The sequence below is a fragment of the Neolewinella aurantiaca genome (assembly GCF_008014675.1).
Lineage (GTDB): Bacteria > Bacteroidota > Bacteroidia > Chitinophagales > Saprospiraceae > Neolewinella > Neolewinella aurantiaca.
On the sequence record NZ_VOXD01000007.1, the window covers coordinates 15,740 to 38,899 of the forward strand.

Here is a 23,160-nt window from a genome sequence, read left to right on the forward strand (position 1 = left end):
ACACAAATCAACCGTTTTAGTTCAGCTGCTTCTTTTATAAAAACTTTCCCAACGAAACGTTTGGTAATGATAAATGAAAGAAGTACCTTTGCGGTCCGAAAATATAAAGGAAATGAAAAAGGAACTTCATCCCGAGTCTTACCGTACTGTAATCTTCCGTGACATCAACGCCGACGTAAGCTGGCTTGGTCGGAGCTGTGCTAAGACACGCGACAGCGATACATTTGAAGATGGTAACGAGTACCCGCTGATCAAACTGGAGATTTCCAGTGAGTCGCACCCGTTCTTTACCGGTAAGATGCAGTTTGTTGATACCGCTGGTCGTATCGACAAGTTCAACAAGAAATTTGGCAAGAGCCGCTTCGCTAAGAAATTGGGTGAAGAGGAAGCTCCTGCAACCGAAGCCTAAATTTTCCATCTGCGTGAAAACGTGGCTGAAGCCCGAAGTGAACCCGTGTTTACTTCGGGCTTTTCCTGTTGCCCCTGCCTGATACAGAAAGCCAATAAGTACTCATTCCTATGTCCCACATTATCCTCTTCGACGCTGAGGTTCGTATTCATCTGTTGCCGCTTACTTACGCCCGCCCCGTTGGAGATTTACGCGTCGGAATCCTGACCATTGCTGAAAAATGGGAGCGCCACCTGCGCATGCCGGTATCTTATCTGACCCAGGATTATCTGCAAGAACTTTTTCCCCTGGCTTACGGCGAACAAAACCTGCTGGTTAACGGCAGTATCTTACCTACCCCTGAAATCGTAGCACTAATTCTCGATCTTTCTCCCGGAGAAGCTTACATCAAGGACGGCGAGTTGATTGCTGCCTGCCTCGATGAAGCTGCGGTAGCAGCTTTGGCCGAAGACCAGGATTTTGATGAACTGGATGCTTTTGATTTGGGTGATCAGCCGCTGCTTCGCATCAGCCGGCCGGCCGATGTCTTCGGTATGAATGACCTGGCCCTACGGGAAGACTTTGCACTCCTTACGGCTGGTCGGACTTCTGAGGAGCCCTCTGCGACGAACACCATCATTGGCCCCCGGGAGAACCTTTTTCTGGAAGAAGGAGTGAAGATGGAGGCGTGTATTCTGAATGTGGAAGACGGCCCGGTTTATATCGGTAAAAATGCCGTTGTCCTGGAGGGAAGTTTGCTGCGCTCGCCGTTGGCCCTTGGCGAAAGCAGCGTGGTGAAGATGGGAGCCAAAGTTTACGGAGGTACCACCATCGGGCCAAAATGTAAGGTGGGCGGCGAGGTCAATAATGTCGTTTTTCAGGCCAACAGCAACAAGGGCCACGATGGCTTTCTGGGCAACGCTGCCATCGGCGAGTGGTGCAACATAGGCGCCGACACCAATGCCTCTAACCTTAAGAATGATTACGGAGAAGTACGCGTTTGGTCTTATCCGGAGGGGCGTTTCGCCAAGACCGGTTTGCAGTTCCACGGGTTGGTGCTGGGCGATCATTCTAAAGCCGGAATCAATACGATGTTCAACACCGGTACGGTGGTTGGTTTCTCTTCCAACGTCTACGGAGAGGGCTTTCCCCGCACTTTCCTGCCCAGCTTCATCTGGGGCGGTGCTGGCGGAGTGATGACCTACAAAATCGAAAAAGCCAAGGCCACGGCAGAACGTGTAATGGCAAGACGGAAGGTAGAGTTTACCGACGCGCACAGCCGTATGTTCGACGCTATTTTCGATGAAAGTAGTCAGTACCGAAAAAGCTAAATCCTTTGCTGGCGCGGCCGCAGGTGCAGAACCAGGATAAAATGGCCCGGTCCCACCCGTTAACTCTTGCTAGAACTTCGGACAAATAACCCGGCTGCGGTATTTGGCGGGTTGGGTATAGATGATGCCAAGCTCCCAGCCGCCACGGCTGTTGGTGATTGTACCGACTTCCCCCGCGGAGATATCGTAGCTGACGGCAAATTGTACCTTTTCTGTTTCCAGGCCTACTGAGACAATGATCGCATTCAGGCCGGGGCTGTCTTCGAGTTGGTTACTCATTTGGGCCCAGAGGCCGGCACGGAGGGCTACTTCACGCCAGTTGCGTTCGGTGTACCTGATGTTGGTACCGAAGAGTGCTTCGTAAGACGGTCCCTGGGTCATAAACCGGGCAGCGGGCAAGAGACTCATGTCTCCGCTACCGAGCGGAAGCTCACCACCACCGTGAACGACATAACGCTGATCCAGCGGATCAGTGTTGCCGGTGATGGGAGAAACGTCGGGACTGTTGAGGTGGTAGGCCGCAAGACCAAAGTAAGCCCCGCGCCGGTCACCGAGGTTGGCAAACCAGCCCAGCCCGGCGTTCACGTCAAGGTAGAGGCTGTTGCCGCTTCCGGATACGCCCTCTCCGGTGGGGAGGTTAGAATCGATGTAGGCTTCCCGGGTGGCATCGTTGACAAAGTATTGGTTGGAGAACCAAAGTTTGTTGATATCCAGGCCCCGGGTGCCGAAGCCGACGGATGCTCCGCCGGCAAGAAAGTGTCCGGTTCCTCGTCCGGCAAGTCTTCCCAGGTCCTGTTGGTAGCTGAAACTGACGAGGCCCTGGTTGCGCTGAAAATCGCTGGTGCCCGCTTCGTCTTGCTGGAGTTGAAAACCAATGCCTACAAAATTGCCGTTTCCAGCCTTTCGACGCAGCTCGAGGCCGGCGCCGTAACTTTTAAAACCTTCATTACTCAGCTGGCTGGAATACAGGTCGCGGAAGTTGGCCGTGAGCCGTAGCTGACCGTTCATGAGGCCCGTCATTGCCGGGTTGGTCAGTTGGGGCGAAGCAGCGATCTGACTGTACCTTGCATCCTGCGTCCGCGCCAGAGAAGGCGTAAGGAATGCGATTGTTAGCGGTAGGACGAAGAAAAAGGCAATGCGCTGGAGGGTAGAAAAAAAGGTCATATTAACGTGGAATTCCGGAAGCGATTGAATAGGGTTTAGCGGATCAAGGTAGTTTCTCCGGAGAGCACTTCTTCGGAATCGTCGTCGTAGCGGACTACGATTTTGTACAGGTAAACGCCAGCATTGACCGGTTCCATATTAACCGTTCCGTCCCAGCCCATTGAGGCATCGTTGACGGCAAAGTCACTCGCTTCGTAGAGGACGTTGGCCCAGCGGTCAAATACGGTGAAACTGACAACCTGGGTGCCCGGACGGCCATGAACGATAAGTACATCGTTGGATGCATCTCCGTTAGGAGAAAATCCGGTAGGCACGGCTACTTCACGAATCTTTCTTACGCTTACCCGGAAACGATCTTCGGCGGTACAGCCGTTGGCGTCCGCAACCACGAGGCTGTAATCGATCTCATATTCCGGCATCGCGTTGGGAGTCGGGCAATCCTCGCAGTCCAGGGTTCCTCCGTAGGAGCCCGTCCAGTTGTAAATCAGAGAGTCGATACCGCCAACGATGGTGGGGATGAGATCAATACTGTCACCGAAGATTATGGTCGTGTCGGCAGGGAGCATCAGGCTGAATTCAGGCCCGTCACTTACCTGAACCACCGAACTGGTCTGGCAACCTGAACTGTCACGCACGAAAGCGATGTACTCGCCGGCCTGCAGGCCAATGAACATTGAATTGCGGGTGAATCCCTGGTTCTCGAGGCCGTAAACGTATGGTTGTCGTCCACCACCACCGGTTATGTTGATGGTGCCCGTAGCTTCACCTTCGCAAATAGCAGCGGTACTGGTAGCTGAGATAGAAATAGCTGAGGGTTGGACGATCTCGACGGTCGAAATGTCCTCACATTGATTACCATCCGTGACGGTTAGCTCGTAGCTGCCGGCTGGCAGGCTCACGATTTGGTTCTGGCCGCTGCCGGTGCTCCATTCGTAGATATAGCCACCCGCTCCGCCGTTGCCCAGGGCTGAGATGCGGCCGTCCGTTTCGCCGAAGCAGCTAACGTCGAATTTGTTGATGCTTGTGGTTAATTCTGTGGGCTCCGTAATCCGGAGGACAGTGTCGATCGTACAGCCATCCACATCGGTGATCCGGAGGGTGTAGTTGTCTCCCGCGGGTAAACCGGACACCATTGCTGCGGTGCTGTTGCCAGCTTCAGGTCCCCATTGCAGGTCATAGTTGCCCGGGTTTGGTCCGGAAATGTTGGCAATGGTAAGCGCTCCGTTGGATTCACCGAAACAGGTTACGGGAGTCTCGTCTGCCGTAAAAGTAATGGGAGGCGGAGCATTGAGGAAACGCTCACCTTCTCCTGTACAGCCTCTTGGGCCAGTGACGGTAACACGATAAAGCAAATCGCCGGGCAGGTTGGAAATGGCTACGCCTGATTGCCCGTTAGACCATTGGTAGGTGTAATCAGACTCTACGGTGCCCGCTCCACCCATTGGTATGGCACCAAGACGGCCATCGGTACGGTCGTTACAACTGGGGAGATTCGCAATGATGTTTACGGTGATTTCAGGTAAGTCTTCAAGGGTGACGGAGAAGGTCTCGACACATCCGCCATCGTCGGTTACCATAACTGTATTTAATCCCGACGGTAAAGCGAGTGCCGTGGCGGTCGTTTCGCCGTTGCTCCACAAGTAAGAATACCCGGGAGTACCTCCGGATGGGGTAACGGTAGCCTGGTTTGCAGAAGCTTCGAAACAGCCCTGACGATCCTGTACAACAGTTGCCGTCAGCGGTGTTGCGGGCTGGTCGATGGTCACGGTATTTGATGCGGTACAGCCGTTTGAATCGGTTACTGTTACCTCATAAGTTCCTGCTGTCAGGTTGAAAACACTGTCTTGGTCGGATCCAGTTTGCCACATATAGGAGTAAATCCCATTGCCACCCGTAGGCAGAGCGACGGCGTTGCCATCGTCTCCGTCGCGGCAGGTAACGTCGCTGGAGCGGAAAGTAATGGCGAGCTGATCGGGCTGATCAACAACGGCCTGCAGGGTCGTGGTACACCCGAGAGCGTCAGTAACCAGCAAGTTGTAGGTTCCCGTTGTCAGTGCGCCGGCATCTTCGTCTACCTGGGCGTTGGGGTCGTCCCAGGAGAAGGTATAGGGCGGGGTACCTCCGGTGGTTGTTACACGAATTTCACCGTTGGAAGCCCCGAAACAACTGGCATCGATAACTTCATCGAGGGTAGCCACCAGCGCCGGACGTTCGGTGAGCATGTATGAAAATGTTTCTTCACAGCCCTGGTCGTTAGAGATCGTAAGCGTGTAAGTACCGGCTCCGACGAAAGTACGGTCTTCAGTGATTACGCCATCGTTCCAAATGTAGTTGTAACTCGGGGCACTGCCAGTAACGGTTACGTCTATAGCTCCGGTCATAGTACCGGGGCATGAGGGATTGGTGAGGACTTCAGTCACGGAAATATCCAGCGTACTGATGCTGACGTTTACTGTTGCCATGTCCGTACAACCTGCTGCGGTCATCACGTTCAGGGTGTAGGTAGCGGGGCCATCCGGGGTAATGGTAGGATTTGGACAGTCGGTACAGGAGAGGTTGCCATCGTTGGGCAACCATTCGTAAGTAAAACCACGGTCGTAGTTGAGGGACAGAGACCAGCCTATCAGCTCGCCGAGGTCGTTGCCCTGGCGGTCAAAAGCCAACAGTTGCCAGGTACCGTTGATGGGGGAGTTGTTGAAGGCTGTCCAGTTGCCGCCAATCGGGGCAAAAGTACCTGTGTACGGAGCCGTGCCACTGCTCAGAGGAGTTGTTGCGGTAGGACTGAAACAGGTTTGCGTAAGGTCTTCTCCGTTGCCGCCAAAGTTCTCCACCAGCGTCAGCACCCTTCCGTTGGGAGCAATGATCTGAATAGTGACATCGTCGAGATCGCCGGTGTTTTCCAGATTGACACAAATTGAGCTCAGGTCGGCGGCTACGTTCGTGATCCGGTCTGGGGTAAAGTCGGTGATTACAATATCATTCAGGAAAGCCGTCATGTCATCCGGATAGAAAGCGTTGCCGAAGGGAGCATTCGCAAAAGATTCGAAAGTGATGAAGGTGTCGGTGGCCATCGCTCCGATGACGTCGGGAGTAAAGGATTCTCCGAGGCAGATTGAGGTGTCGAGTACTTCCCGGTCTACCAGCGGGCCACAATTAGCACATGCAGGGTCATACGGAGGAAGAATGTTGATCGTGACGCTGGTGTCGTACACACAGCCGTAATCATCGGTGGAAACGATCCGGATGGAGTTCGGGCCGGGGTTCTGACCGGCAAAGATTACGCTGTCGGTGCCGTAAAAGCTGAAGTTGTCGAAATCCTCAAACCTGAAATCATTGACCGGTACAACGAAGGTCTCCTGATTGGGGTACAGGGAGTTTACGAACTCGATGGACCACTCGTAGATGTACCCGTTGTCGTTGGTAAGGTTATCACGGATATTCAGAGCCCATTCTCCGTTCAGCGGACAACCGACAAGGGTGTTGAAGCTTTCCTCAGCGGCGTAGTCGATTTCCGGCATGGTCTGATCGGATCCGATGTTGAACTGGCTGACGTGCTGGGCCATGGTCCTTGGGGCTGTGGCGGTCCAGCAGTACCGTCCGGGCGGGTCAGGAGTATTGGTGTCCTGATCACCCTGGCCGAGAAGTTGGCGCTGAACATCATCGGAGGTAGAGTACCGGTGAAGGTCGAGGATGCTGCCGTCGGGGCAGGTAATCCAGATATCCAGGTCGCCGAGGTAACTGTGCTCCATGGTGGCACAAATACGGACGAGGTCACTGGCCTGACCCAGGGTCTGGCCCGGGTTGAAGTTGGAGAATACCAGCGGGCTGGAATATTCCGATCCGTTGCCATCAGGCAGGAAGGTAAGTTCGGTGAAGCTCTGGCTGGTGTTGAACGAGAACTCTACCGGAGTCGGGTTATAATCAATGGAATTAGGGCTGCCATCACGGCCAACGGTTAGGATCACTTCCTCGCCGACGCAAAGGGAGGAGGGAAGATTATCCGGGGAAGAAAAAACGGGAGGCGGTGCAACCCGCACGCGCTGGCTGATACGGGTGCTGTTTTCGCACCCGTCGGCATCCCTGATGGTGAGCTGGGCAAGGTAGCCCCCGGGGTCGTCGTAGATGTGGGATATTGAAGTAAGGCCGAAACCTTCTTCGATGGTGCCATCCTGAAAGTTCCAGGAAAAGAAAGACGTGGCGTCGCTTTGGGTGTAGCGCAGGTTGTTCTCGGCGTAAACCCCTTCGGCGGTAAAGATGATCTCATCGCCGGGGCAGATGTCGACATAGCCGTTCGTTGCGGGCATCTGGGCCGGTACCGTTGTGATTATTCCGTCGATGGACTGACAGGACCGGACACAACTGATGGAGGCGGACCAGCCCGCTCCCGTTCCGGTACTGGTAAATACGAAAGTGAGGCAACCCGTTGGGTTGCTCTGGGTTGCGGTTACGTTGAAACCGGGAGAATCTCCGGAGTTGATGGTAGTTTGTACGGGAGCGGAAGTATCGTCTCCGCCGTAGACGGTCAGTTCTCCGTCTATATTCAGTTCTGTGAAGTCTACCCTGATGTGGCTCAGGGCGCCACCGTCGTCTGAGCAGATCGTGATCTGATGCGTCGTGCCGTTGGCGGCGTGGTCTCCTCCCGCGCCTCCGGAATCGAAAAGTACCCCCGTGCAGGTATTAATCCGGCCACCCTGAGATATCCGGATGTTTTGAGCATCCACTGCCGAAGACAGGGTGAAAAGGCCAAGAAAGAAAAAAAGGAGACGAGCGTAGAATTGGGGCATCGGAGAGATGTTAGATCGGTCATTCATTGCACCTGCGGCCTCGCCTGAAAATGCTCGTATCGTAAAGAGGATCATCAGGGAACAGCAAATAGTGCCGGGAGACAAAGGTAATTTATGAGAGCTGAAGCCACGGACGCGCTGGCGACAAAACCCAAGGGCTGTTAGGGGAGCTTGCCCGTCATTGAACATCCCGTTGGACGAAACTTTGAACGGACGTACTATCTTTGGCGGAAAACGAAATTTAGTATGAAAGTATTGGACGGTAAGGCGCTCGCGGCCACAATTAAAGAAGAATTAAAGCAAGAAGTTGATACTATTCGCCTTGCGGGCGGAAAAATCCCTCATTTGGCTGCTGTTTTGGTTGGCGAAGATCCGGCCTCTCAGGTGTACGTGCGCAACAAAGTGAAGAGTTGCGAGATGGTGGGGTTCCAGTCGAGCCTGATTCGCCGGCCCGCGGAGATTACACAGACGGAGTTGCTGGAAATCGTGGACGAACTCAACAAGAACCCGGACATTGATGGCTTCATCGTGCAGCTTCCGCTGCCCAAACACCTGGACGAAAACACGATCAACCTCGCCATCGATCCGAAAAAAGACGTCGATGGCTTCACGCCCGTAAACATCGGCATGATGACGCTGGGGCTGCCTTCTTACCTGCCTGCTACGCCAAACGGCATCGTAACGATGCTCGACCGTTACGGCATCGAAACCAGCGGTAAAGAAGTGGTCGTACTCGGTCGCTCTAACATCGTAGGAACCCCGATGACGATCCTTCTGAGCCGCAAAGGGAACCCCGGAAATGCCACCGTTACTATGTGCCACAGCCGCACGAAAGACCTCGCCTTCCACACCAAACGCGCCGACATCCTGATTGCCGCCATCGGCATCCCCGAAATGGTGACCGCCGATATGGTCAAAGAAGGCGCTGTAATTATTGACGTCGGGATTAACCGCGTCGAGGACGCTTCGCGCAAAAGAGGATACCGCCTTTGTGGTGACGTCGATTATGCCGGGCTCGAAGGGAAAGTGGCCGCCATGACTCCCGTGCCGGGTGGGGTAGGGCCAATGACGATCGTTTCTCTGATGATGAATACCCTGGCGGCGTCTAAACGCTAAGGGGGGAAACACCGGGCGCGGCCGCAGGTGCAATGAGCGTTTTTATAAAGTACGTAACCTGCAATTTAGTTACCTCTCCGCGGGCTCATTAGCGGGCCTTGCGGAGAGGTGCCCGGAACGCTGGTGCAAGTTTTTTGGCGGACAGGCGACCGACACGGAGAAATAACTTATCCGTTAACCGGCCTGCCCAACATTTTCCCGGCTCGACACATCTACAAATTAAAACCTGAACCCGATGCGTATTCTCTCTCTCATTTCCTTTTTCTTACTGCTAAGTTTTGCGCTCCCGGCCCAGAACGAAGAAGCGCTGGAAATGGCCAAAGCCGCCATCACTAAAATGGACGATGGTGATATAAGCGAAGCACTGGAGCTTCTGGAAAAGGCCTGGAAGATGGATCCGGGAAACCAGTTGTATCCTTACGAGATAGGCTACGCTCACTACCTCAACGAAGACTACGCAGCGGCCGTTAAGGTGCTGAAGAAACTCTCGAAAAAGCAAGGAGCGGGCAAACAGGTGTTCAGCCTGCTGGGCAATGCTTATGACAACCTTGACAACCAGAAGAAGGCGGTAAAGGCGTACAAAACAGGTATAAAGAATTATCCGGAGTCTGGCATATTCTACGTCGAACTAGGCATTCTGGAAGGCCGGCGCAACAACTGGAACGAAGCCGGAAAGTACTGGGAGCAAGGCATCGTTACCGAACCGAACTATCCTTCCAATTACTTTCATCTCGCCAACCTGTTTGCTCAGACCGATAACCGCATCTGGGCGTTACTCTACGGTGAAATCTTCATGAATCTGGAGCGCAACTCGAGGCGGACGCCGCTGATGAGCGAGAGCCTCTATGTTACCTGGCGCGAATCCGTAAAACTGGAAAAGGACAGTGCTACGGTAGACCTTTACCAGTCCATCAATTGGAGTATGACGGACGCAATGGAGCTCAAGTTTCCTGCCCCGCTGATCTATTCCACCGCCGTTACTTTTGGTACTACGGCGGTGACGGGCAAAACGGACCTGAACAGCACAACCCTGCACGAACTCCGGGCTCAAACCCTTAGTTACTGGGAAGACAAGGGGTACTTCAGTGAATACCCGAATATTCTGCTGGACTACCAGAAAACGGTGCGCGATGCCGGCCACTTCGAAACTTACAACTACTGGCTTATGAGCCAGGGAGATCCGGTTGGCTGGGAGTTTTGGCTCGATGGGCACCAGGAAGAATTCGATGCCTTCGTGAGTTGGTTCAACGCCAACCCGCTGGAAATCCCCAAAGAGAAAGTAATGGTTCGCTCAACTTTCTAGCAAAGCGGCCTTCTGTTTCCGGACATGGTGATTCGCAGAGAGTTCCCTTTGCCGTTAGTAGCGGTAAGCCTTCACGGTGTCGACAAAGGCTTTCACGCCGTCGAGCGGTGTATCGGGGTATACGCCGTGACCGAGGTTGACGATGTGGTTTCCTCCGAAGGTGTCGATCATGCTGTTGGTTGCAGCGATGATTTCGTTGTGCGGAGCGTAAAGCTGAACGGGGTCGAGATTACCCTGAAGCACCTTGCCCTGCACCTGCGTGCGCGCCTGAACGGGGTCGGCAATCCAGTCCAACTGCACGACATCGCAATTTAGCTGACCAATCTGAGGGAGTGCGTGACGGGCATCTTTCGCAAAAACGGTGACGGGGACCTCGCCACCCAACTCATCGATAATGAGTTTGATGTAGCGAAGGCTGAATTCTTTGTAGTGTGCGGGAGGCAGGACGCCGGCCCAGCTGTCGAAAATCTGAATCAGGTCGGCTCCGTGGTGGATTTTACCTTTCAGGTAGGCAGCCGTTGCTATGGCAATTTTTTCCAGCAGGGCATGGGCAAGCTTGGGGTCGCGGTAGAGCATGGCGCGGGCCTTGCTGAATGTTTTGCTACCGCCGCCTTCGGTCATGTAGGCGAAAAGCGTCCACGGAGCGCCGGCGAAGCCGATGAGTGGAACGCGGTTGTTGAGTAACTTCTTTGTGGCATCCAGTGCATCGTACACGTACCCCAGGTGGCTGGGAGCGTCGTGGGCCGGGCGTAGTTTTTCTACATCGGCCATTGATTTGATCACTTCCGGGAAGCGGGGCCCCACTTTCTCGACCATTGTATAGTTAAGGCCCAGGGCTTCGGGGATGACGAGAATGTCACTAAAGATAATTGCGGCATCGACGCCCAGTTCGTCGACAGGCTGAACGGTTACCTCGGCTGCGAGATCGGGCGTGGTTACCAGTTCGATGAATCCACTTAGTTGGGCCCGCAGGGCACGGTATTGAGGCAGAATGCGGCCGGCCTGGCGCATCAGCCATACTGGTGGGCGTTCTACTTGTTCGCCGCGAGCGGCCCGGAGGAATAGGTCGTTGTCGTAATTAGTCATCGGCCGCGAAGGTAGCAGATAAGAGGGAGTGTTAGTAGGGGAGGAGGTAAAGTTGACAATTCTGGGACGTTTGTCTTCGGAATATGATTCCGGGCGCGGAGCGCAGGTGCAGGGGAAGCTTTGATAAATTGCTCTTCAGGAATGAGTCCGTCACTGCCGATACGGGGACCTTTAGGTCACCGAAAGCGGTGTAAAATCGTGGTTCGGTATAAAAAATTGCGTGTTGAGGCTCTTTAAGAATTAAAAAAGATTGGAATTGTCAGAGTTGGGTGTATATTTGGCGAACCAAACTGGTGCACCAATTTGGTTTACCAGTTTAATTTTCGATCATAGCTGCCTTAAAGGATAGAACGTAAAAGTTGTAGTGGATTTTCCAGAGAGGGCTCGTTCCCTTTCCCCATAGCTTTGATCATGCAAAACTTGATTCTTTACTCACTACAAATTCAAAATTCATTACGAATGATTTTAAGGACCAAACTGATGTTGGTTGGACTGTTGTTCCTCAACATTTCACTATTCGCGCAGGATACACGCGTTTTAACCGGAACGGTTTCGGATGCTGACGATTTTACACTGATCGGCGTCAATATTCTCGTTACCGGTACATCCCGGGGTACTTCTACAGACTTTGACGGGAATTACGAATTGGAGGTAAGCACCGGAGACGTGCTTCAGTTCTCCTACACGGGCTATGTTTCTCAAACGATCACCGTCGGGAACCAGACTGAACTGAACGTGACGTTGGCCGGAGACGCTGCGGTACTTGAAGAAGTTGTAGTTGTTGGTTACGGCTCCCGGAAGAAGAGTGATATCACGGGCGCTGTATCCTCGGTCAAGTCCGAAGAACTCAACGCTTTCCCCGTACTGGATGCTGCTCAGGCACTTCAGGGACGCGCGGCCGGTGTGGTTGTTCAGTCTAACAATGGTGGTGAGCCAGGTGCTCCGATCAACATTAAAATTCGTGGTAACACCTCTATCAGTGCCAACAGCTCACCGCTGATTGTTGTTGATGGATTTGTTGGTGCTACTATGCCACAGGCGAACGATATCGCTTCCATGGAAGTACTGAAGGATGCATCTGCGACCGCTATTTATGGTTCCAGAGGATCGAACGGTGTAATTCTGGTAACGACCAAAAAAGGTAAGAGCGGACGTTTGTCTATTGAGCTTAATTCAACTTATGCAACACAGAACACTGCAAACGAGCTTGACCTCCTGAATGCAGACGAATTTGCCGACTACCAGAACCAGATCAGAGCAAACAACGGCATTTCTACGCCTTATCCACAAGGCCCTGCCGATACAGACTGGCAAGACCTGATCTACCAGTCGGGTAACACCCAGAACCACCAGCTTTCACTCTCCGGTGGATCAGATAAAGTGAACTTCTACGCCTCCGGTAACTTCTTCGATCAGCAAGGAATTGTGGTGAACTCCGGTTTCGAAAGAGCTACCTTCCTGTCTAACATCGACGCGCAGGTGAATGATAAATTCAAGCTGGGGCTCAATCTTTTTGGTAGCCGTGGCACCAAGGACGGAGTAACAACTCAGTCTGACGGTTCGGTAACGGTTGGTGGTGATGATGTTATCTCACTTGCGATGCGGTTTGCACCGGACAAGCCCGTACAGGACGAAGACGGGAACTTTACTACCAACGACGTAATTGGTGACGAAGTAGACAACCCGTTTGCTGTTGCCACTCAGCGCGTTGATGAGACCGTTACGGATAACTTCCGGGCTAACGTTTACGCTAACTACGACATCTTAAAGAACCTGTCGTTTAAGACCACTTTCGGTCTGAGCAGCGAGAACGTATCCCGCGGAGTTTACCAGCCTTCTTCGCTTCAGATTACTGCCTCGGCAGTAGGCGGAAGAGCCAGCGTGGTTAATACTAAAAGAACCAGCGTACTCAGCGAAAACTACCTGACTTACACAAAAGAGATCGGCAAAGGTGCTTTAACATTGTTGGGTGGATACTCTTACCAGAAAAACAAAAACGAGGCATTCGCTGCTGCCGGTACCGGCTTCCTGTCTGACGCATTCTCTTACTACGCCCTGAGTACTGCTACCGGTCTGCTCCAGCCAGCATCTTCTCTTTCCGAAACAGAGATTCAGTCTCAGTTCGGACGACTCAACTACGACTACGACAACCGTTACCTCGTTACCGCTACGGTAAGAAGAGACGGAGCTTCGAACTTCGCTGCGAACAACAAATACGCTGTTTTCCCATCTGCTGCATTGGGGTGGAAAATCTCTAATGAAGACTTCCTGATCGACAACGAAACCATTTCCAGCCTCAAACTGAGAGTGAGCTACGGTGTTACGGGTAACCCTTCCATCAGCCCCTACCAGTCACTTGCCCGCTTTGCGAGCCTTTACGCTTCCAGAAACGGACAGACTGTATTCGCCATCACACCAGACCAGCCAGCTAACCCTGACCTGAAATGGGAATCTTCTTACCAGACTAACATTGGTGTAGACTTAGGCTTGATTGACAACCGCGTTAACCTGTCGGTAGACTACTACAACATCGATACCAAAGACCTGATCCTCGGAAACAACGGTATTCCTGAGTACTTCGGCTTCCAGAACGATGAGATCCTGACCAACCTCGGTGAGATCAACAACAGAGGTTTTGAAATCTCCCTTAACACCAAAAACATCGTGAAAGGTGATTTCCGGTGGAGTACCGATTTCAACCTGTCTGCTAACAAGAACGAGGTTGCGGCGTTGATCAACGATGCTGACCTGTTCGGCAACGCAGCACCGAGTTACTTCAGCCATGACCGTAGCTACGTTCTCCGCGTTGGAGAAGAAGTAGGTCTTTTCTGGGGATACGAGTACAGCGGTGTTTACCAGGGAGGCGACCTGCCTGCCGGAACACAAACACTTACCGGCGGTGTAGCCGGCGATCCACTGTTTGTAGATACTGATGGTAACGGTGAGATTACTGAAGCCGATAGAACCATCATTGGTAACCCGAACCCTGATTTCACTTTCGGTTTCACGAACAACTTCACGTACAAAAACTTCGACCTCAATATCTTCTTCCAGGGGGCTCAGGGAGGTGATATTTTTAACATGACCAACGTTCAGCTGAACAACGGTGATGCAAATACCACCCGTGACTACTTCAACAACGCATGGACTCCAACCAACACCGACACCGACCAGCCTCGCGTTGGTAACAACAGCAACCGGGAGATCTCTTCCCGTTTCGTTGAGGACGGTAGCTACATCCGCCTGAAGAACATCGCTCTTGGTTACAACCTGCCTACAGCAACTGTAGAGAAACTGGGTATTGGTGGCATCCGCCTGTCGGTAAGCGCTCAGAACCTGCTGACTATTACAGACTACTCCGGCCTTGATCCTGAGGTAAACTACTTCGGTGCCAGTGGCGACAACAACACTTCCAGTAACACGGTACAAGGTTTTGACTTTGGTAACTACCCAACGGTAAAATCATTCAATTTCAGCCTCAACGTTCAGTTTTAACTCCATCGGGCGAAGACCAAATCATCCCCTTTCAGGCTCCGCAGGAGTACGAAGCGGGTGATTTGGCTTACGCCCGGTGTAATCCGAAAAAGAACTTAAACCGTAACTGTGTTAATGCATTAGTCAACATCAACAACCCTTTCGGGGGGTAGAGAATGGAGGCTATTCTAACTTATTATCATTTTTTAAATAAAAAAGCATGCAAAACTTGAAATATTTAATCCTGTTGGTGGGATTTGCAATGGTCGGGTGTTCCGACCTGGTTGAAGAGCCGGTGGGCCTGTTAGCTCCGGATGGTTTCTTCAAATCTACAGACGATATTCAGACAGCCGTTGATGGCTCTTTTACCCACGCTATCAATGAGAAGTTTTGGGGACGGAAGTTGTCCATCGCACTCATGTTACGTTCTGACATGGTAGACCTTGCTTCAAACGAAACAAGAAGAGTGGAGAATAACGAATTCACCACACTTGCCAGCAACGGAATGATCAGCGAGTTTTGGCCTAAAACATACCAGGGCATCGCTGCCGCCAATCAGGCAATCGCGGGTGCTGAAAATGTTGATGTAGCGGAAGAACTCAAAAACCCGGTAACAGCTCAGGCTTACTTTATCCGTGCATTTTACTACTTCCATTTGGTACGTCTTTTCGGAGATGTTCCTTACATCGATGCACCCATCGCTGATGCCGCTGCGGCAGCATCGATCAGCAAAACTCCTGCTGCTGAAGTTTACCAGAACATCATTTCCGACCTGGAGTACGCAAAGACCTGGTTGCCTAACACCCAGTCTTCACGTGCTATTCCTGCCAAGTCAGCAGCGAGTTCTTACCTGGCTTTAGTTCATCTGACAATGGGGAACTACGATCAGGCATTCGCTGAAGCCAAAGAGGTTATCGACAATGCGGCAACGTATGACCTGGCCCTTGAACCAGATTTTCAGGTTCTGTTCGACGCTAATCAGATTGATGGTTCTAAAGAGCCGATTTTTGCACTGGACTACAACAACGTTGAAGCTCCTAACAATGCTTACGATCAGATTGCTCCCATGACCGGTATCCGGGGTGATGACAGAAATTCAGGTGGCGGATGGTCCGTTGCTGTTCCTACCCTCGAAGTTTACACGACCTGGCCCGCAGGTGACTACCGCAGAGCCGTTAGTCTGGACGAAGAGGTTTCAATTGGTGGTACTCAGGTTAGCTTCACTAACTTCGACATCAGCGGTCACCAGTTCGCTAAGAACAATCCGTACATCGCTAAGTACACTCGCTTCCCCGGCCCTTTCGCCCGCGGAAACGCACGGGCAACGAGCCATAACTACTCAATGATTCGCTACGCAGAGGTACTCCTGATTGCTGCCGAGGCCGCAGTTGAACTCAACGATAATGCATCTGCAACCAACTACATCAACCAGGTCCGGGCTCGTGCACGCTCTGGTGGCTCGTGGAATGATACTGAACCAAGTGCTGTTCCTGCAGACATTACCGGAACCGTTACCGTAGATGACGTCCTGGAAGAACGTCGTTACGAACTCGCTTTTGAGTGTAAGAGATGGTACGATATTGTACGTCGCCGCATCGGGGACGAAGTTTTCAGCGCATCAGGTCTTGAAGGTGAAAAAGAGTTCTTTACTGCCGATGATTACCTGCTGCCACTTCCTGCTGATGAGCTGGAGCGTAACCCTAATCTGACCCAGAACCCAGGGTACTAGGAAATCAACGTCGTCTAGGCGGGCAATTCGTATTCTGTAAACAGAGTATAGCTGCTTCAACAGCACTTCCTCTTCTTAGCACGTTTTATTAAGAGGCGTTTTATTGGCCTGTCTGGCTTGTAGAACGCCTCTTTACTTAGAGATCGATTGATCTGAGTCTTGTATCTTGCGCGATATTTGCAGGTTGAAAAGTAAGTCTGAAGGGTTGTTTGCTCTTATTGCTTCTTCAACCTCAGAGTTGAGCAAACTGCAGTTGTCCCAGGAAGCAATTGTCTCTGCTATAAGTAAAACGGATCATCCGGTTATGTGAAATATGAGCAGATAATCGCTTTCGGGTATATGAGCTAATTATTTAAAATTGAATAGATTGCCTTCAATGATGAAACTGGACTTAAATACAAAAAATGATAACCACGATATCCAAAACCTTATTATATCGAAAATAAGGAATTTAATTAATCACAAAAATCTGGAGCCAGGAGACAAGCTTCCATCGGAACGGGTATTATCGGAAAAATTTGGTGTCAGCAGAAGACACGTCAGAGAAGCGATACAAAAGCTTGAGCTTTATGAATTGGTAGAATCAATTCCTCAGTCCGGTACATTTGTCGCAAATATTGGCCAAACAGCATTGAATGGAATAATTAACGATATTCTACGATTAAGAAGACATGATTTCAAATCATTGGTGGAAACCAGGATTTTGTTAGAGCTGAGAATGGTCGAATTAGCAGCTAAAAGAAGAACGGAAGAAGATTTGAAGGCAATTGAAACAACATTTGACGCATATAAAGCAAAAGTGGTAAATCGGGAGGATGCATTACAGGAAGATTTGTTGTTTCACCTGGCCATCGCAAGGGCTAGCGGGAACACAACAATGAATGCATTGCTACTACAGATTACACCTAATATTATTAATGTTTTTGAAACGAACCGAGTATGTAAATTCGATGATAATATTTTGGAGCTTCAGAAGCACCAAGCTATCTTTGAGGCTATTGCAAAAAGAGATTCAGCCATGGCAATCGAAAGTATGGAAACTCATTTTGACCGTTTAATGGAGTTTTGCAATAGATTTGAAAATCAAGTAATAAACGATTAAATAGTACGCAGTGTACTATTACACAATTTATTTCCAATTGTCGCCGGTTTATCATCCCTACCGGTTGAGTTTTTGGAAATATCACTAAACCATCAATCAAAACATCACATCAATGATTAATTTAAATGGAAAAGTGGCCATCGTAACTGGTGCCACCGGAGGAATCGGTTTTGCAGTAGCTAAAAGATTAGGCCAGGACGGATACACCGTTATTTTGAACGGCATTCGGGATGAGGTTGGAGCTGAAAGAGTTCAGGAACTGGTAGCAGAAGGCATCAAAGCCGAGTACTACGGTTTCGACGTTACGAATGAAGAAGCAGTAACCGAAAACATCACCAAAATCGGCGAGAAGTACGGCCGTATCGACGTGCTGGTGAACAACGCCGGTGGACTGGGAGGACGGTCCCGTTTCGAAGACATGACCACTGAGTTCTACCGGTTTGTTATGGCCCTGAACCTGGATTCCGTTTTCTTCGCATCACGTGCAGCCATTCCTTTCCTCAAGAAAGGAGAGAACCCGACCATCATCAACTACACCTCTAACGCTGCATGGAATGCAGGAGGTCCGGGAGCTGGTATCTACGGTACTTCTAAAGCTGGCGTTCAGACCATCACACGCGCCCTGGCCAAAGACCTGGCCGAGTACGGTATTCGGGTGAACGCAGTATCTCCGGGTACTATCGACACTCCTTTCCACCAGCAGATCAAATCCACCAAGCCTGAAGTATTTGCTTCGTGGGCAAACAACATCATGTTGGGCCGACTCGGTCAGCCAGATGACGTTGCCGGAGTTGTGGCTTTCCTGGCAAGCAAAGATGCTGCCTTCCTCACCGCCGAAACCGTACAGGTCGGAGGTGGCCAGGCACTGGGAATCTAAAAGCGTAACCGATTACGTTTCAACCTCAGGTTGATAGGGTTTTCCTTTATCTATAAAATTTACGGAAAATAGCAAGTGGACCATACCAGGGATTTCTTCCAGGTTGGTCCACTTGTGTTTTAATAAGAGTCGAATGGCAACTACAAAAGACAAAATTTTATCGGGCCTGGCAGCTTTTCTCCCCGGTATTTTCCTCTTAGGATTCAACATCGGTACCGGCAGCGTTACCGCAATGGCAAAAGCAGGGGCAACCTACGGTATGTCTCTCCTCTGGACGATTGTTGCTTCCTGTCTGACGACTTACTTCATGATCAATCTTTACAGTCGCTATACTCTGGTGACGGGGGAGACTGCTCTTCATGCCTTCCGAAAACACATCCATCCGGCGGTTGGTATTTTCTTTATCGTTGCCCTTACCGCCGGTGTGATGGGAAGCGTAATGGGGGTAATGGGGATTGTGGCAGACATCAGTTTTGAATGGTCCAAGAGTTTCGTGGAGGGAGGAATCGCTCCGGTTTACTTCGCGCTTGCTTTCATTTCTTTGGTGATTGTCATTTTCTGGAATGGTAAAACGCAGTTCTTTGAACGAGCCTTAGCGGTGATTGTCGCTATCATGTCCGCCTGCTTTGTCGCTAACTTCTTCATTCTGATGCCTCCGCCGCTGGAAATTGTCAAAGGTTTGATTCCTAACATCCCTGAAGTACCGGCGGATCAGGGGAAAGGACCGTTTCTGGTCATCGCTTCCCTGGTGGGAACTACCGTTTTTTCAGGCCTGTTTATCATTCGGACCACTTTGGTTAAGGAAGCTGGCTGGACGCTGAAAGACATGAAAGTGCAGCGTAAAGACGCAATCGTGTCGGTAACCTTGATGTTTCTGATCAGCATGTCGATCATGGCTGCTGCTGCCGGAACACTTTACGTAGCCGATATCGGTCTTACCAAAGCATCACAAATGATTGGTTTGCTGGAGCCTCTGGCCGGCCCGCTGGCCACCGCAATATTCGCCTTCGGAATTATTGCTGCCGGCGTCTCCTCCCAGATCCCCAATGTACTCATGCTGCCATGGTTGCTCTGCGACTACAATCAGTCGGAGCGCGAAATGACCCGTCCTAAATACCGGATAATGGTGGTTCTGATTTCTCTGTTGGGCCTGGTGGTCCCAATCTTTAATGCTCCTCCTGTATTCGTGATGATTGCTTCTCAGGCGTTTAACGCTGTGATTCTTCCAGCCACGGTGGCTGGGATTTTCTACCTGGGCAACAGGAAAGACCTCATGGGGGTACACAAAAACAGTACAGCTACAAATGTAATCCTGTTTCTGATTCTTCTGTTCTCCATTTTTACCTCAGCGGTAGGAATCAGGGGAGTATGGCAGCTGGTAGCGGGCTAAAGCATTCTGCCTGAAATCTCGGATATGCCGGTTAACTCTCTTCGTCAACGATGTGGGTCTTCAGCCATTCTTCCCCTTTGCTGTCCATGAAGAAGTCCATCCATACGTAGTGGAGGGTTTCTCCTTCGTCTACGGTGACGGAGTGTCGGGAGCCAAGCGGGATGTGGAGCAAGCTGTGTTCCGGGAATTCAACCTGAGCATCGTCGGCGTAAACGGTACATTTATTGCCCGCGAGGCCTAAGAACAATTGCTCCAGCATGGGGTGCTCGTGCGCCCCAACTTCATCAGGTCCTTTCGTTTGTACAGTACCCATTGCTACCCGGGGAATAATTTTATTGGGAAGAATGGTCCTGCTGATCGTGCCCGGACTTTTGATGGGTTCGGTGTACGATTGACAGTCGCTGAACTTGGCGTAATAGACGTTCTGCGTGTCTTCCGCGGGGAAATCCTCCAGTTCTTTCTGGTCCTGTTCCGATAGCTTACTTGTGATTTTCAGGTAATGAAGGGGAGCGGCTTCATCTGCTTTGATTTCAATGCTCTGAATAATATTAGGGAGGAAAATCGTTTCCGGAACAATCTCATAATTTTTGTCCTCCGCAATAATGCTTCCCGTGCCTTTTGTGAATATGTAAATTGATTTGTAACCTTCTTTGGTTGAGTCGGTTATGGTTAATCCTGCTGTATTCGAAATGTGTTCGATTTCAATGTCCTTAATTTCATTTTCCATAATTAATATGGAAGATGAAAGATCATTTTTAGCGTTTAAATTGACAATTGGAATTTCCTGCTTAGACATATTCAATAGTTTTGGACAAGGTACTGATTTTGCGCTTTCCCGATACTAAGGCGGTGGTCTTTTTCTTAACAAGAATGCACCTTCCGGAGATGGTTCCGAAAGGTGCATTTATGAAATTTAGATACGGTTTGCGGAGGCGCAACAGTTTGTCGCTCACCCCCCTCCCAGCCTCTCCATATCGCTACGCTGGGGGAGGAGCAGTCGCGACAATCTGGTTTGCGCCCGTAAGCGAAGCGCTTTGTTATCAGCTTCTTCGTTACAACAATATCCCTCATTTAGTCCTGGTAAGCTCCTGAAGAGTAAGTCAGTTCGTAGCTATGGGTATAGATTTCGAATACGATACCGAAGGGGTCCTGAACGTAGACCATTTTGTAGGGCTTGTCGTTCGGGTAATACTCCCGGATGGGCATCCTTTGCTTGCCTCCGTGATCCACAATTTTCTGGGTGAGCCCCTCGATGTCCGGATCCTGAACACAGAAGTGAAAAAGGCCGGTGTTGAAGGGATTGAACTCTGGTGCTTCCTTTACGCCGTGAGGGAAGGAAAAAAGTTCGATGCCAATTCCATCGGAAGTTGACATATGAGCGATTTCGAATTCTTCCCAGTCGTCTCCGAAGACATCGATACACATCTGACCGATGGCCGTGTCTTTCTCCTTTTTGATTTTGGAAGGCTTCATGATGACGTACCAGCCCATCACATTTTCGTAGAAATCCACGGCTTTTTCCAAGTCAGGAACGGTTATGCCGATGTGTGAGAAGGATCTGGGGTATTTTACTTTTTCCATTTCGAGTCGCAATTATTGTTTGATTGAATAGAATGTCGACGGGAACAATATTAGATGGGGAATAGATGCACCGTCGATCTATTCCCCGTGTTAAATATTGATCCGTCTTGTTTCAAACGGACTCTGCACCTGCGTGCGCGCCGGAAAATATTAGTTGCTCCACAGAGTTCTTCCGGTAGCATTAGGTTTGCAGAACCCCCATTTTCCACTCTTCGAGCGGAGCAAACTGGGCGGCTTCTACTCCGGTCGAGATCCAGTCTCGGGTTGTCCGGGGATCAATGATCTCGTCTATCCACAGTCGGGCAGCGGCGTAGTACGGGCTCGTTTGAGCATCGTAGCGGTCGGTGATTTTCTTAAGCAGGGCTTCTTCTTCGGCGGCGGAAACCACTTCTCCTTTAGCCTTGCGGCTACCCACCTGAATCTGCAGGAGTACTTTTGCTGCCTGGGCTCCGCCCATTACGGCGAGGCGGGCGCTGGGCCAGCTGAGCATCAGGCGTGGATCGTAGGCACGGCCACACATGGCGTAGTTGCCGGCACCGTAGCTGTTGCCGACTACAATGCTGAACTTAGGCACCACGCTGTTGGCCATTGCGTTTACCATTTTTGCTCCGTCTTTAATGATTCCGCCCTGTTCGGAGCGGCTGCCCACCATGAAACCCGATACGTCGTGCAGGAACACGAGAGGGATTTTCTTCTGGTTGCAGATCATGATGAAGCGCGCGGCTTTGTCGGCAGAATCCGAGTAGATCACTCCGCCGAATTGCATTTCTCCTTTGCCGGACTTTACGACCAGGCGGTTATTGGCCACGATGCCGACGCTCCAGCCATCGATGCGAGCATAGCCGCAGAGCAGGGTCTGGCCGTATTCTTCTTTGAATTCGGTAAACTCTCCGTTATCTACCATTGCCTTGATGAGGTCGATGCCTGCGTAAGGTTTTGCCCGGTCTTCGGGGAGCACCTTCATGATGGCGTCGGAGGTTTCCGGCAATGCGGGTTCGGCACGGTTGAAGTTGGTGAGTATGGTTTCCGGCATCCGGCCCACCAGGTCGCGGATGGTGGAAAGGCATTCGTGGTCGTCTTTGCATTTGTAGTCGATCACCCCGGAAACGGAAGCGTGCATTTCGGCTCCGCCGAGGTCTTCGGCGTCTACTTTTTCGCCGATGGCTGCGCGGACGAGGTAAGGCCCGGCCAGGAAAATACTTCCGGTGCCTTCAACGATCAACGACTCATCAGACATGATCGGGAGGTACGCGCCTCCGGCTACACATGAGCCCATCACGGCCGCAATCTGCGGCACCCCCATTGCGCTCATTTTTGCGTTGTTACGGAAGATGCGTCCGAAGTGCTCCTTGTCGGGGAAAATCTCGTCCTGCAACGGAAGGAAAACGCCTGCGGAGTCAACGAGGTAGATGATCGGCACCCGGTTTTCCATGGCGATTTCCTGAGCGCGGAGGTTCTTTTTGCCCGTGATCGGAAACCAGGCTCCGGCCTTCACGGTGGCATCGTTGGCAACGATGACGCACAGTCGGCCCTGAACACGGCCGTATCCGGTTACGACACCGGCTGCCGGGCAGCCGCCGTACTCCTTGTACATTTCGTAGCCGGCAAAGGCCCCGAATTCCATAAACGTGGTGTCGGGGTCGATGAGTTGAGCAACACGTTCTCTGGCGGTCAGTTTGCCTTTGTCGTGCTGTTTCATGATGCGTTTCTTACCGCCTCCTTCTTTTATTTTCTCCAGCCGGTGATTGAGGCGGGAAAGAGAGAGTTGCATGGCGTCTTCGTGCTCCAGGGCAGCTTGTTCTTGTTTAGTCATTTCGTGGTGGTGGTGGTTAGGG

The 23,160-nt window shown here is 51.3% G+C and carries 15 protein-coding genes; 9 read left to right on the top strand and 6 right to left on the bottom strand.

Annotation, left to right across the window (positions count from 1 at the left end):
- Nucleotides 1-112 precede the first annotated feature (112 nt).
- Nucleotides 113-409, top strand: coding sequence for a type B 50S ribosomal protein L31 (locus tag FUA23_RS06145; protein ID WP_147929850.1), 297 nt, complete (start codon nt 113-115; stop codon nt 407-409).
- A 110-nt stretch (nt 410-519) separates the two neighbouring features.
- Entirely contained in the window at nt 520-1,719 is a 1,200-nt protein-coding gene (locus tag FUA23_RS06150) for a GlmU family protein (protein WP_147929851.1), read from the top strand.
- A gap of 69 nt (nt 1,720-1,788) precedes the next feature.
- Here FUA23_RS06150 and FUA23_RS06155 read toward each other — a convergent pair whose 3' ends face one another.
- Nucleotides 1,789-2,883 (bottom strand): PorP/SprF family type IX secretion system membrane protein, encoded by a 1,095-nt coding sequence (locus FUA23_RS06155; RefSeq protein ID WP_147929852.1) that lies wholly within the window; start codon nt 2,881-2,883, stop codon nt 1,789-1,791.
- A gap of 35 nt (nt 2,884-2,918) precedes the next feature.
- Nucleotides 2,919-7,667 carry a proprotein convertase P-domain-containing protein gene (locus FUA23_RS06160; RefSeq protein WP_187270911.1) on the bottom strand — a complete coding sequence of 1,583 codons (4,749 nt, stop codon included), beginning with the start codon at nt 7,665-7,667 and terminating at the stop codon, nt 2,919-2,921.
- A gap of 246 nt (nt 7,668-7,913) precedes the next feature.
- On the opposite strand from FUA23_RS06160, the gene FUA23_RS06165 reads away from it, so the two are divergent.
- Both FUA23_RS06165 and FUA23_RS06170 read left to right on the top strand, forming a co-directional pair.
- Entirely contained in the window at nt 7,914-8,783 is an 870-nt protein-coding gene (locus tag FUA23_RS06165) for a bifunctional 5,10-methylenetetrahydrofolate dehydrogenase/5,10-methenyltetrahydrofolate cyclohydrolase (RefSeq protein ID WP_147929854.1), read from the top strand.
- A 235-nt stretch (nt 8,784-9,018) separates the two neighbouring features.
- Nucleotides 9,019-10,086, top strand: a complete 1,068-nt coding sequence (locus tag FUA23_RS06170) for a tetratricopeptide repeat protein (protein ID WP_147929855.1) — start codon at nt 9,019-9,021, stop codon at nt 10,084-10,086.
- Between the two features lie 54 nt (nt 10,087-10,140).
- Here FUA23_RS06170 and hemE read toward each other — a convergent pair whose 3' ends face one another.
- Nucleotides 10,141-11,172: a uroporphyrinogen decarboxylase gene (gene hemE, locus FUA23_RS06175; protein ID WP_147929856.1), complete on the bottom strand. Its 1,032-nt coding sequence runs from the start codon at nt 11,170-11,172 to the stop codon at nt 10,141-10,143.
- A 459-nt stretch (nt 11,173-11,631) separates the two neighbouring features.
- Between hemE and FUA23_RS06180 the strand changes: the two genes are divergently transcribed.
- From FUA23_RS06180 to FUA23_RS06200, 5 genes are all read left to right on the top strand, one after another.
- On the top strand, nt 11,632-14,667 hold the full coding sequence (locus tag FUA23_RS06180; protein ID WP_147929857.1) for a SusC/RagA family TonB-linked outer membrane protein: 3,036 nt from the start codon (nt 11,632-11,634) through the stop codon (nt 14,665-14,667).
- A 199-nt stretch (nt 14,668-14,866) separates the two neighbouring features.
- Nucleotides 14,867-16,375: a RagB/SusD family nutrient uptake outer membrane protein gene (locus tag FUA23_RS06185; RefSeq protein WP_147929858.1), complete on the top strand. Its 1,509-nt coding sequence runs from the start codon at nt 14,867-14,869 to the stop codon at nt 16,373-16,375.
- A 379-nt stretch (nt 16,376-16,754) separates the two neighbouring features.
- A complete protein-coding gene (locus FUA23_RS06190; RefSeq protein ID WP_147929956.1) occupies nt 16,755-17,477 on the top strand; it encodes a FadR/GntR family transcriptional regulator in 723 nt (240 codons plus the stop codon).
- A 112-nt stretch (nt 17,478-17,589) separates the two neighbouring features.
- Complete coding sequence (locus FUA23_RS06195) at nt 17,590-18,354, top strand: SDR family NAD(P)-dependent oxidoreductase (RefSeq protein WP_147929859.1); 765 nt, start codon at nt 17,590-17,592, stop codon at nt 18,352-18,354.
- A 133-nt stretch (nt 18,355-18,487) separates the two neighbouring features.
- Entirely contained in the window at nt 18,488-19,744 is a 1,257-nt protein-coding gene (locus tag FUA23_RS06200) for an Nramp family divalent metal transporter (RefSeq protein ID WP_147929860.1), read from the top strand.
- A 31-nt stretch (nt 19,745-19,775) separates the two neighbouring features.
- Here the strand turns inward: FUA23_RS06200 and FUA23_RS06205 are convergent, their stop codons facing one another.
- The 3 genes from FUA23_RS06205 to FUA23_RS06215 all read right to left on the bottom strand — a co-directional run bounded on the left by FUA23_RS06205 (nt 19,776) and on the right by FUA23_RS06215 (nt 23,138).
- Nucleotides 19,776-20,540: a cupin domain-containing protein gene (locus FUA23_RS06205; RefSeq protein ID WP_147929861.1), complete on the bottom strand. Its 765-nt coding sequence runs from the start codon at nt 20,538-20,540 to the stop codon at nt 19,776-19,778.
- Between the two features lie 275 nt (nt 20,541-20,815).
- Nucleotides 20,816-21,325, bottom strand: a complete 510-nt coding sequence (locus tag FUA23_RS06210) for a lactoylglutathione lyase family protein (protein ID WP_147929862.1) — start codon at nt 21,323-21,325, stop codon at nt 20,816-20,818.
- Between the two features lie 181 nt (nt 21,326-21,506).
- The gene (locus FUA23_RS06215; protein ID WP_147929863.1) at nt 21,507-23,138 is read right to left on the bottom strand and encodes an acyl-CoA carboxylase subunit beta; all 1,632 of its coding nucleotides are present in this window, start codon (nt 23,136-23,138) and stop codon (nt 21,507-21,509) included.
- Nucleotides 23,139-23,160: the final 22 nt, after the last annotated feature.

Excerpts from the sequence above, each read along its gene's own strand:
- FUA23_RS06160 (WP_187270911.1), bottom strand. The coding sequence starts at position 7,667 with ATGCCCCAATTCTACGCTCGTCTCCTTTTTTTCTTTCTTGGCCTTTTC.
- FUA23_RS06215 (WP_147929863.1), bottom strand. The coding sequence starts at position 23,138 with ATGACTAAACAAGAACAAGCTGCCCTGGAGCACGAAGACGCCATGCAA.
- FUA23_RS06150 (WP_147929851.1), top strand. The coding sequence starts at position 520 with ATGTCCCACATTATCCTCTTCGACGCTGAGGTTCGTATTCATCTGTTG.
- FUA23_RS06155 (WP_147929852.1), bottom strand. The coding sequence starts at position 2,883 with ATGACCTTTTTTTCTACCCTCCAGCGCATTGCCTTTTTCTTCGTCCTA.
- FUA23_RS06185 (WP_147929858.1), top strand. The coding sequence starts at position 14,867 with ATGCAAAACTTGAAATATTTAATCCTGTTGGTGGGATTTGCAATGGTC.
- hemE (WP_147929856.1), bottom strand. The coding sequence starts at position 11,172 with ATGACTAATTACGACAACGACCTATTCCTCCGGGCCGCTCGCGGCGAA.
- FUA23_RS06200 (WP_147929860.1), top strand. The coding sequence starts at position 18,488 with ATGGCAACTACAAAAGACAAAATTTTATCGGGCCTGGCAGCTTTTCTC.
- FUA23_RS06205 (WP_147929861.1), bottom strand. The coding sequence starts at position 20,540 with ATGTCTAAGCAGGAAATTCCAATTGTCAATTTAAACGCTAAAAATGAT.
- FUA23_RS06195 (WP_147929859.1), top strand. The coding sequence starts at position 17,590 with ATGATTAATTTAAATGGAAAAGTGGCCATCGTAACTGGTGCCACCGGA.
- FUA23_RS06210 (WP_147929862.1), bottom strand. The coding sequence starts at position 21,325 with ATGGAAAAAGTAAAATACCCCAGATCCTTCTCACACATCGGCATAACC.
- FUA23_RS06145 (WP_147929850.1), top strand. The coding sequence starts at position 113 with ATGAAAAAGGAACTTCATCCCGAGTCTTACCGTACTGTAATCTTCCGT.
- FUA23_RS06180 (WP_147929857.1), top strand. The coding sequence starts at position 11,632 with ATGATTTTAAGGACCAAACTGATGTTGGTTGGACTGTTGTTCCTCAAC.
- FUA23_RS06165 (WP_147929854.1), top strand. The coding sequence starts at position 7,914 with ATGAAAGTATTGGACGGTAAGGCGCTCGCGGCCACAATTAAAGAAGAA.
- FUA23_RS06190 (WP_147929956.1), top strand. The coding sequence starts at position 16,755 with ATGAAACTGGACTTAAATACAAAAAATGATAACCACGATATCCAAAAC.
- FUA23_RS06170 (WP_147929855.1), top strand. The coding sequence starts at position 9,019 with ATGCGTATTCTCTCTCTCATTTCCTTTTTCTTACTGCTAAGTTTTGCG.